The following is a 10,000-nucleotide window of genomic DNA, read 5'->3' on the forward strand; positions in this document are numbered from 1 at the left end:
TCAAAGGCGCGTAAGGCGGCGATGCCGGAGCGCTCCCACGTGCCGGGCAGCGGCATTTGGGGCCACTGACGATCATCAAAAGCCGGGGTGTGCCAGTTAGCGGCCGCCGCATCGGCGCTTTTGGCCCAGGCGTCCGTCGCCGCGATCAGCTCCGCCGTTGCCGCCTTCGGATCAGCCGCGAAGGCATTAAGGCGCTTGATATCGGCGGCATAGTCGGGGCGTTGGCCCAGAACCGCCGGAGCCATCCAGTCTTCGATCGAGGTGCCGCCCCACGAGGCCTGCACCAGACCGATGGGGGCACCGGTATTGGCGGCGGCCATGGTGCGCGCCATATGCCAGCACGCGGCGGAAAAGCCCGGCAAGGCCTCCGGCCCGGCCAAAGCCCACCCCTGTTCCGGCGTCACAAAGCGCTCGGCGCGCGGGCTGGCTGTGCGCTTGACCTTGAACAGGCGAATGGGCTTGCCCTGCCCCTCTTCGGCGGTGCGCTTGGGGTAGGAGGTATCGCCAACCGACAGGTCCATATTCGACTGACCCGAACAGAGGAAGACATCCCCCACCACCACGTCTTTCAGCGCCAGGCGGCTGCCATCCGATGCACTCACCTCTAATGTGCCGCTGGCGCCGTCAGCAACCGGCGGCAGGGTGACGCGCCATTGGCCGTCGCCGCCCGCTTTCGCTGTGGCCGAGACGGCCCCGAAGCGCACTGTGATGGTCGCTCCGGCAGGCGCATCACCGCGCAGGCTGACCGGCTTACCGCGCTGAAGCACCATATGATCGCCGAACAAAGGGTCGATTCTGAGCACGGTTTGCGGGGTCTGTGAGGCTTGGGGGGTTTGGGCGCTGGCGGCCGAGGTCAGCGCCATAAGGCCCGCCCCGATGACCGCAGCCCGTCGGGCGGTCTTCCTGATCATGCGTGTCTTCCTGTGTTCACTCTTGTTTTGCCCATCTGCGCACAGGCGCGGAGGTTTGCCCAGAGTTATGCCGCGAGGTAATCAAAAAAAGATACCGGTGTCTATTTTAATCCCGCATCTACGACCTAAGTCGAATGGCTTTATTTAAAGACAAAGGATTGAGCGTCAGATTCAAACTTGACACCGGTATCGGATTTGATTTACGCCATACCCATAGCCGGGCGAAGATAAAATAAGGCCCGCGGAGGAACACCCATGATGCCATCTTTCCTGACGGGCCACCGGTCCTTCAAGGCGGCCTGCCTGTCAACCGTCGCCGCTTCCGCCCTCACCCTCCTGACCGGACTGAGCCCCGCCATGGCCCAGACCACCCCGGCCGCAGAGCCCGTCGCCGCTAACGACGGCGTCGAAGTCGTCGTGGTGCGCGGCATTCGCGGCTCTCTCAATGACGCGCTGGAAATCCGTCGCAAATCGGATGTCATCCTCGATGGCATCTCCGCCGATGACATCGGTTCGACGCCCGACCTCAATCTGGGGGAGGCGCTGCAACGCATCCCCGGCGTGCAGATCAACCGCTCCGACGACCGGCGTGACGCGACGATCAGCGTGCGCGGCCTGCCCAGCGAATACACCAAGACGACCGTGATGGGGCAAAGCATCGCTGCGCCAACTCTGGGGACGCGCGGGTCGGGCAATCCGTTCGGCATCTATGATGCGTCGATCTTCGGCGGGGCCGATGTGGTCAAATCCTTCTCGGCCGACATGCCGGCGGGGGGGCTGGGTTCGGTCGTCAACCTGCGTATCCGCCCGGCCCTCTCGCGCAAGGAAGGCGGCGTCTTCCGCGCCGAAGCCCAGTGGGAAGAGACGACGGCCAAGCTCAACCCGGCCTTCTTCGTCACCGGTTCCAAGAAACTGTCTCCGGACTTTGGCATCTACGGCACCCTGTCCTATTCACGGCAACTGTTCCGCCGCGACACCATCCGCATCAATGCCTACACGGCCTATACGCAGGCGCGCCTGACGCAGTTGGCGGCGGGTAACCCCGCCTTTGCCATCCCGGCCACCACGGACGGCGTCGCCAATCAGGTCGTCTATCCCTCCGAAGTGCGTCAGTATTCGCGCACCTCCGACGGCTATCGCCTGTCGGGGGCCGCAGGCTTTGAATGGCGCGTCAATGACGCCCTGAACGTGCGCCTCGATGCCATTGCCACGCGCCGCGATCTGGATGAGGCCAATCTCGACATCCTGACGGCCTTTGCTTCGGACACGACCGGCATTGTCACGCCGCTCAGCAATCCGGTGAAGGTCGGGCAATTCGACCGCGGTTCCGACGGCACCATCGAAAACGTCTATGTCGTCAACAAGGTTCAGGCCAGCGACGTGCAACTGCCCATTGGCAACCGCGGGATGCCGTCGGTTGATGAAAGCTTTGCCCTCTATCCGCAGATCAATTTCCGCACCGGAGCCTGGCGCATTGACGCCATAGGCACGCTTTCCGAAGCCCTGGGCACGCGCGATGAATACCTCTATGAGCAGCGCGTTCAGCCGACGACGGGCCGCACCGATACCAATGGCGACGGCATCGACGATACGACCAATGGCATCACTGCCGTGCTTGATACCGGACTTGGCGATTACAAAAACTACCGCCTTGACCTCAACCTGCCCTCGCGCCTGCTGAACGTCGTGGGCCCCTATACGGTCAGCGCCGGCAACGCCATTCAGGCGCGCAATGGCCTGCGCCCGGAAAACGTCGTCTTTACCGCCAGCGGGGCCAATCACCGCGTGCGCCGCAACCTCTATGCGCTGGACCTGAAGGCGGCGCGCGAACTCGATTTCGGTCCGATCACCAGTGTCGAATTCGGCGTCTATTATTCGAAGGAAAAGGCCCGGCAAATCTATCAGGAAAACGCCAATCTGGGTCTTCAGCTCAATAATCTGACCAACGACATCTTCAAGCTGAACGACGCGGTGACCAAGGGCGGCAACTTCTTTGGCTCAGGCGCGCCCCATGCCGAGATCGATAACTTCTGGTCGGTCGATTACCGCCTGATCCAGCAGCAGATCTTCCCGGTACTCAACACCGTGCCGACCAATGTCGGTTTCACCATGACGGCGGCGCAACTGGCCACCTTCTTCCCGGAGCTGACACCCGCAGCACGCAACCGCATCACATATGCGAAAATCCTTGAGCTGGCCCCGCGCAATGAACTGTCGGGCATGATCCAGCGCTTCCCGCTCAACCGCGTCGCCGGTCAGAACTTCCACGCCTCGCGCGAAAACCTCGAAGCCTTCGCCCTGACGCGCTTTGATTTCTCCGAAGTGATGGACCTGAAGGTGCGTGGTAATCTGGGCCTGCGCTACGTCAAGGCCGATCTGTCGGGGCTGATCGAGGATCAGGCGCTGAACTTCTATCAGGCTCTGGGCTTTACCAGCGCCGACTTCCGCCCCGGCTACTTCCTGCCGCCGGAACCGGCGGGCGGCAGCTACGATGCGCTTTTGCCGTCGATGAACCTGATCGTCGATCTGACGCCCAAGCTGGTGGCGCGCGCCGCCTATTACGAGACGTTTGAAGCCTTTGATATGGTAGAGTTTTCACCCGCCCCCACCCGCGTGCTGGAAAATGTCGATCCGGATACGGGCGAGTCGCTCAGCTCCATCCGCATCGATATGAACCGCTTTGACCTGAAACCGCGCAGCTCCAAGGCGTTTGATCTGGGCCTGTCGTGGTATAATCGCCGTGGCAATGTGGTGGCGCTCGGCTACTTCCACAAAAAGATTGAAAACAACATCGTCCTGCAGAACAACTATTGCCCGGTGGGGCAGAGCTTCAGCGCGGAGGGTCAGACCTTCGGGCCGCTCTATGTCGATGGCACGGGCTTCTGCCGCATTCAGCAGGGGGCCACAACCGACCTCGGCAATCAGCGCATCACCATTAACCGCACCATCAATGACCCCAACGCCATCACGGTCGAAGGTTTTGAATTCCAGGTTCAGCAGGACTTCTCGTTCCTGCCCGGTCTCTGGAAAAATTTCGGCATGGTGTTCAACGCCACCAAGGTCACCTCCAGCGGGGCCAATGGCTCCAAACTCTACGGTGTGGCCGACAGCACCTATAACCTGATCGGCTATTACGAAGACGACAAGTGGCAGGCGCGTCTGGCCTATAACTACGCCTCCGACATCCTGCTCGAAGGCGGCTCGACCTTTACCGGCTCCTCCAGCCGCGTGCGGCCGCGTGGTCAGCTCGACTTCTCCGGTGCCTATACGCCCAACGCTACGACCGAGGTGCGCCTTGAGGTCTATAACATCACCAATTCGCGGCGCGAGGAGTACGAAGGCGTCGAGGCCTTTAACCGCGTTGCAGATTACGACGGCATCACCTATTCCCTCAGCGTAACAAAGAAATTCTAAACAGGCGTAACCAGCGTGGACGACACCAAACGGACCCCGGCCCCCAAGGACCGCAACGCGGCCCCCCTTGGCCCCTCTGTGCGCAAGCCGGGGTCAGCCCTGACCATTACCGATGTCGCCGACTTTGCCGGGGTATCGAAAAAGACGGTCAGCCGCGTGCTCAATCGCGAACCGATGAAGGCCACCACGCGGGCGAAGGTCGAGGCCGCGATCGAGACCCTGGGCTTTGTGCCCAATGCGCAGGCCCGCGCGCTGGCCTTTCGCAAGAATTTTGTGATCGTATTGTTCATCCACGACTCGACCTCACCCATGGCCATGACGTTTCAGCGCGGCGTCCTGTCGGCCATTGGCGACAGCGAGCTGGCTCTGGCGGTGCGGCCGGTCAACCGCGAGTCGCCGGAACTTCTAAGCGAGATCGAGACCTTTCTGGCGCGTCAGAAGCCGATGGGGGCCATCTTCCTGCCGCCCCTGTCCGAGCGCGACGATATCGGTGAAATGTGCCAGAGGCTGAACGTCAAATATGTGCGCGTCGGTTCGGCCCAGCTCGATATGATGTCGCGCAGCGTCTGGTCGAACGACCGCGAGGCGGTGATGGGCGCGGTGCGCGATATCGTGGCCCTCGGTCACACGCGCATCGGCTTTGTGCGCGGCCCCAAAGGCTTTTTGTCGGCGCGGGAGCGCGAAGCGGGCTTTCGTCAGGCACTCGTCTCCGCCGGGCTCACGCCGGATGAGACGCTGTTTGCCGACGGACGCTACACGTTCGACTCTGGCCTTGCCGCCGGTCAGGCCCTGCTCAGCCTGCCGCAACCGCCCAGCGTGATTTTCGCCAGCAATGATTCCATGGCCGCCGGCGTGGTGCGGGCGGCGCATGAAAAAGGGCTGAGGTTGCCGCACGACCTGTCGATTGTCGGCTTTGACGATGGACCGGTCGCCGTGCAGCTCTGGCCCTCCCTGACCACGGTCCACTGGCCCGTGATCGAGATGGGTGTGCTGGCCGTGCACAAGCTGGTCCCCGAAACCCTGCCGGCGGGCGAAGACCCCGCGGCCCTGCCCTCCATGGTCGCCTCGTCACTGATCCGGCGAGAATCTCTGGACGCACCCGTCCGATGAAAGGAATACCGCCATGCCTGACACGCCCTCCCGCCGCGACACGCTGCGCCATCTGTCTGTCCTTGCGGTGGCGGGCCTGACGGGCATGGGGCTGTCGGGTGAGGCCCTGTCACGGACGCCGTTTACGCGCACCCACACCCTGCCCTCGCTGAAGGGGCTGCCCGACTATTCCTACGCCGGATACGGCTTCGGCGTGGCGGCGATCCCATCTGAGCCGGGCACGGTCATCGACGTCAAAAGCTTCGGCGCGAAGGGCGACGGTGAGACCGACGATTCGCGCGCCGTGCGTGAGGCGCTGGCAGCGGCGCATAAGGTCGAAGGCAAGGTGACGCTGCGCTTTCCGGCGGGGCGCTTCGTGCTGACCGAGGTGCTGCGTATCGAACGCAGCGATTTTGTCTTTGAAGGGGCCGGGCACGACGATCAGGGCACCACCCTCTACTTCCCGCGCCCGCTGCGTCTCGTGGACGAAACCCAGACCCTGAAAGAACTGCGCGAATATATCCGCAAAGAAAACAAGCGGCAGGTCGAAAAAGACCGCAATATCGACTACTGGTTCAGCGAATATAGCTGGAGCGAAGGCTTTATCCGGGTGGGCATTCCCGGCGTGCGCTACGCCGAGTATCTGCCCGAATACGACACGCCGCCGGACATCGTGACGGCCGGGGTTTCGGGCAGCAAATGGACGCGACACCTGGAGGTGGCCGACGCTTCGGGCATCACCCCCGGTCAGATTATTCAAATCCAGTGGTATGCCGACAAGGGCCGCGACAGCGCCATCCTGCGCTCGCTCTATGGCAACACCACGCGCACCCTGGGACAGCGCCACTACGACAATCCGGCGCGCGCCCTGATCAGCCAGACCACCCGCGTCGTCTCGGTCAAGGGCACGCGGCTGGAGTTGGGCGATCCGCTATTGCACGCCGTCTCGGCGGCGCAACCAGCGCGCCTTGTGCGCAAGGCCTTTCTGACCGATGTCGGCATTCAGGGCCTGCGCATCGAATTTCCCGATGCGCCCGCCTTCGGCCACCATCTGGAAGAAGGCTATAATGCCATCGCGCTCAATGAGATGTTTGACGGCTGGGTGCGCGACGTCACCATCCATAATGCCGATTCCGGCATCCTGACCTATGACAGCGCCAGCCTGACCCTCAGCGGCATAGCGACGACCGGGGCGCGCGAAGCCCACTATTCGGTGCACGTCGGCAATGCTCACAATGTGCTGGTGAAGGACGTTCTGGTCGCCAATCCGGTCGTCCACCCCTTGAGCGTCAATACACAGGCGACGCGCGCCGTCTATTCGCGCGCCGTTGTCCTGACGCGCGGCCTGATCGATCAGCACGCCGGCGCCAACCATGAGAACCTGTTTGACGCCGTGCGTCTGCACATCCGCCCTAAAAAGGAGGGCGGCCAAGGGAGCGGGATGTGGGTGCATGACACCTGGGCCGGCGGCGGTGCCCCCTACTGGCAGCCCAATCACGGCCTGCACAACACGACGTGGAACCTCGAAGTCGTGATCGAAGGCGGCGCGCCCTGGGACGCCGAAGTCACCCTGCGCGGCCTGAAACAGGGGATTGGCGAAAACGTCATCGGCGTCTATGGCAACCGCCGCCTGAGCGTGATCTATCCCGACGCCGCGCGGATTGAGGGCGTCAATGTCTGCATAGACGCGGCCCCCTCGCTCTACGATCATCAACTGGCGCAGCGACAGGCCTTGCGCAAACGCTGAGCCACAGAGCACGCCAAAAGCGATTTTTGATACCGGTCACAAATTTACCCCTACAACCTATACAATTTATAGGTTTGTTAACAACGTTTTGCGAACACCGTTATTCAATTATTGCACTTAATGAGTAACCGGGGTGAACATGCGCCAGCGTCTTGCCAACCTGCCTCTGGCAGGGAAGTTTTCGCTTATTGTGATTGCTATGGCGATACCGCTATCACTTATGACAGGTCTTTTCGTGATAAGCGAAAAGTCTATGATTGAATTCACAAAATCAGAAATTAAAGGCCTGAGCTATATCCGCCCCCTCTGGGCAGCCCATACAGAGGGCAAGGGCCTGAGCCTGGAGGAGGCGCCAGCCTTCACACTGACGGCTGATTTTGAAGCCGCACGCACAAAACTGAAATCAGCCACACATCCCGATCCGCACCTGGTTTCCACCCTCATTACGCGTGCAGCCGATGCGAGCAATCTGACCCTCGATCCCGAAGTTGACACCTACTATCTCCAGTCGAATGCCACCTTTGTCCTGCCGGAGATGATAGCCCTAAGTGACGATCTCTCGCAGGCGGTAAACCGCCTCACCACGCCTCCGAATACCTCAGACCTGATTGCTTTTGAAATCGCTGGCGCAAAGCTGGATGCCGCGAATGAGGCGGCAGTCTTTAACCTGTCATCGGCAGTGTCCGGAACCAAAAGCGATCAACTGGCGCCCGCCCTGATGGCTCCGCGTCAGCGTCTTGAAGACGCAACCCGCACCTTGTCCTCTGCCCGTCAGGCCATATCCGGGCGCCTGCGTCTGAGCCTGCCCGTTGAGCCGTCACAAATGGCGCAGTTCAGCGAAGCTCAGGCCCGGTTTCGTGAGGCGGTTACGCAGCTTTGGCAGGTCACGGCCAGTGAGCTTGAGCGCCTTCTGCTGGCGCGCATACAATCGTTGATGAATGAGCTCATTGCCATGCTGAGCCTTGCAGGCGTGGTGGTCCTGCTCTCCGTAGGTCTGGCTATCTACGTTGCCCGGCTGATGTCTTCGCAACTGGTGGCGCTGTCACGGGTCATGGGCCAACTGGCGGAGGATAACCTTACCTCTGACGTCACTGCCACCGCACAGAAAGACGAAGTCGGCACCATGGCCCGCGCGATCCTCGCTTTCAAGCAGGTGATGATCGAGCGCAGAGCCTTGCAGAGCGAGCAGGAGGCCGCACGCGCGGCGCGTCAGGCGCGCCTCGACTTTGAACGCGAACTGATCGACGGGTTCCGCACCAAGATGGCAGTAATGGCCAGCGATCTGGTGCGTTCTTCCGAAGAAATGTCAGCGGCGGCCCAGACGCTTTCAGCCTCAGCCGAAGAGACCACCCGTCAGGCCTCAGCCGTCAATGAAGCGGCCTGCAGCGCCTCCGGCAATGTGCAGACCGTGGCGGCGGCAACCGAAGAGATGAGCGCCGCCGTTATGGAAATTTCGGGTCAGGTCCGTCAGACCACCTCCGCCTCGAAAGACGCTGCCACGATCGCGCAGAACAGTCAGGCAGAGATACGCGCACTGGCTACCGCCGCGGCGGGCATTGGTGAGGTCGTCAGCCTGATCAGCAACATCGCCAGTCAAACCAATCTTCTGGCGCTCAATGCCACCATAGAATCGGCGCGCGCCGGAGACGCCGGCAAAGGCTTTGCCGTGGTGGCGACCGAGGTAAAGGCGCTCGCCAATCAGACGGCAATGGCCACGGATGACATTTCACGACGCATAGAAGGGATACAGGCGGCGACCAACGCCTGCCTGAACGCCATTACTGAAATCGCGGCGCGCATTGACGACGTGGCCGACCGCACAGGTGCGGTTGCGGCTGCGGTCGAGCAGCAGGGCATGGCCACACAGGAAATCGCTTCCAACACGCATGAGGCCGCCACGCGCACCCTGTCAGTAACCGAGAACATATTTGGCGTTGAACGCGCCGCAGAATCTACCGGCGCCGCGTCTGTACAACTCCTGGGCCTCGCTCAGCACCTCACTCAGCAAGCCGAAACCCTCGATTCAGAATTCCAGTCTTTTGTGCGCGCACTGGCTGCCGCCTGAAATCACTCCCATCCTGCCGCGGTACGATGTTGCACCGTCTGAGCTTCGTCGTCCGTGGCGAACAGGTGAATCCAGCCGTTTTCGACCAGATCGCGCAGGGCGGCGTGGCGGCTCAGGACGCCATCAATCGCCTCGGTCGGGGCGGCGATGACGACCGACAAACGCAACGCCTCGTGGCGGAAGGTCTGACCATCGAAGACGGATTGCAGCGGCAGACCCAGTCTCAGATCACCGCCATTGCCTTCCAGCACGCCCAGATTGCCGCCGACCACATTGTGCAGCACCTTATTGCCCGCCCCGAACACCTCCGGCGCCACGGTCGAGGCAAAATATTGCAGGTTGATCCAGCTTGCGACAATCACCGGCGCGGTCAGTATCTGCTCTAATACGGCAAACCCTTCGTCATTTCGCCAATCGTAGGAATGCAGAAACACCCGTCCACCGAGGTCCTTGCCGCGCGTTAGCTGACGCGGCGCGGCGATGAAACCGGCACAGCCGGCCAGGGCCCATTCCGGCCGCACCTGAGACGGATCGGCGGCCCGGCGACGGAAGGCCTTCAGGGTCGGGGCCTCGTTCAGGGTCGGTGCGCGCACCTGCCGCATCCTCTCACCGGCCCGAACCGTGGCGGCCTTGAACGCCTCGACTTCCGCGCTGAAGTGCGCCGGGATCAGGCCCTCATCAAGCAGGCACAGCTCATCGGTCGTGGTGTTGTGGACCGCCCCGGCAAACCAGACATCAGGGCTAAGCTCGATAGCTTTTTCGGTTTTCAACAGA

Annotated in this window: 6 protein-coding genes; 4 read left to right on the forward strand and 2 right to left on the reverse strand. The window is 61.9% G+C overall.

The window, feature by feature from the left end:
* The coding region (locus LDL37_RS16260) for a sialate O-acetylesterase (protein WP_290799933.1) at window positions 1-911 on the reverse strand (911 nt) is incomplete at its 3' end.
* 255 nt (window positions 912-1,166) lie between these two features.
* On the opposite strand from LDL37_RS16260, the gene LDL37_RS16265 reads away from it, so the two are divergent.
* From LDL37_RS16265 to LDL37_RS16280, 4 genes are all read left to right on the forward strand, one after another.
* Window positions 1,167-4,325: a TonB-dependent receptor gene (locus LDL37_RS16265; protein WP_290799935.1), complete on the forward strand. Its 3,159-nt coding sequence runs from the start codon at window positions 1,167-1,169 to the stop codon at window positions 4,323-4,325.
* Window positions 4,326-4,340: 15 nt separating this feature from the next.
* Window positions 4,341-5,435: a LacI family DNA-binding transcriptional regulator gene (locus LDL37_RS16270; protein ID WP_290799937.1), complete on the forward strand. Its 1,095-nt coding sequence runs from the start codon at window positions 4,341-4,343 to the stop codon at window positions 5,433-5,435.
* A 13-nt stretch (window positions 5,436-5,448) separates the two neighbouring features.
* Window positions 5,449-7,161 (forward strand): glycosyl hydrolase family 28-related protein, encoded by a 1,713-nt coding sequence (locus tag LDL37_RS16275; protein ID WP_290799938.1) that lies wholly within the window; start codon window positions 5,449-5,451, stop codon window positions 7,159-7,161.
* 139 nt (window positions 7,162-7,300) lie between these two features.
* Complete coding sequence (locus LDL37_RS16280) at window positions 7,301-9,226, forward strand: methyl-accepting chemotaxis protein (protein WP_290799941.1); 1,926 nt, start codon at window positions 7,301-7,303, stop codon at window positions 9,224-9,226.
* Window positions 9,227-9,228: 2 nt separating this feature from the next.
* On the opposite strand, the gene LDL37_RS16285 is transcribed toward LDL37_RS16280, so the two are convergent.
* Window positions 9,229-10,000: putative inorganic carbon transporter subunit DabA (locus LDL37_RS16285; RefSeq protein WP_290799943.1), on the reverse strand; the 772-nt coding region annotated here is incomplete at its 5' end.

The organism is Asticcacaulis sp., assembly GCF_020217185.1.
Classification (GTDB): domain Bacteria; phylum Pseudomonadota; class Alphaproteobacteria; order Caulobacterales; family Caulobacteraceae; genus Asticcacaulis.

What these genes read in the sequence shown, in the direction of transcription:
- LDL37_RS16280 (WP_290799941.1), top strand. Translation starts at nt 7,301, where the DNA reads ATGCGCCAGCGTCTTGCCAACCTGCCTCTGGCAGGGAAGTTTTCGCTT.
- LDL37_RS16275 (WP_290799938.1), top strand. Translation starts at nt 5,449, where the DNA reads ATGCCTGACACGCCCTCCCGCCGCGACACGCTGCGCCATCTGTCTGTC.
- LDL37_RS16265 (WP_290799935.1), top strand. Translation starts at nt 1,167, where the DNA reads ATGATGCCATCTTTCCTGACGGGCCACCGGTCCTTCAAGGCGGCCTGC.